Raw genomic sequence first — 601 nt, 5'->3', positions numbered from 1 at the left:
AAAAGAGTCATTATTTTTAAAATCATTATTTAAATCTACAGGAAATAAGGATATTTATAATGAGCTTATTAATAATTATGATAGAATATCATCAGATACTTCATATTTAACTCAAAAAGAAGATGAAATTAATAATTTATTAAAGGAGACCATATCTACAAAATTTAATGAATTGTACAAGTCAAATAACGAATATATTTTTAAGATAAGATTAGAAACTGACTATATAAAAATATATTTTAAAAGTAAAAACGGACTTACAAATCTTGATAATGAATCAGACGGTTTTCAATGGTTTTTTTCTTTATTTTTCAATACAATAAATCCTAATGAATTAAAGAAAGGAGATATCATTATTATTGATGAGCCAGAACTTCATTTATCTGTGCCTTTAATAAAGGAATTGAGGGACTTTTTAAAAACATTTGCTAAAGAGAATTCTATTCATATAATAATGTCCACACAAAATCCTTACTTTATAAATATAAACTATTTAGATGAAGTAAGAATAATAAAACCTATAGAAAATTCAGAAGGAGTAAAAATAGAAAATAACTTCTCAGCAATATACAAGAGAAATCCTGATAAACTTCAGGAAATA

At 22.8% G+C, this 601-nt stretch carries 1 protein-coding gene; it reads left to right on the top strand.

What is annotated here, in order from left to right; all coding sequences use genetic code 11:
- On the top strand, positions 1-601 hold a 601-nt coding region (locus GQX97_RS14030; protein ID WP_157152345.1), incomplete at both ends, for an AAA family ATPase.

This window comes from Brachyspira sp. SAP_772, assembly GCF_009755885.1.
Lineage (GTDB): Bacteria > Spirochaetota > Brachyspiria > Brachyspirales > Brachyspiraceae > Brachyspira.
The sequence above is the reverse complement of the archived record's forward strand: the minus strand, read 5'-3'. Positions and strand labels throughout refer to the sequence as shown.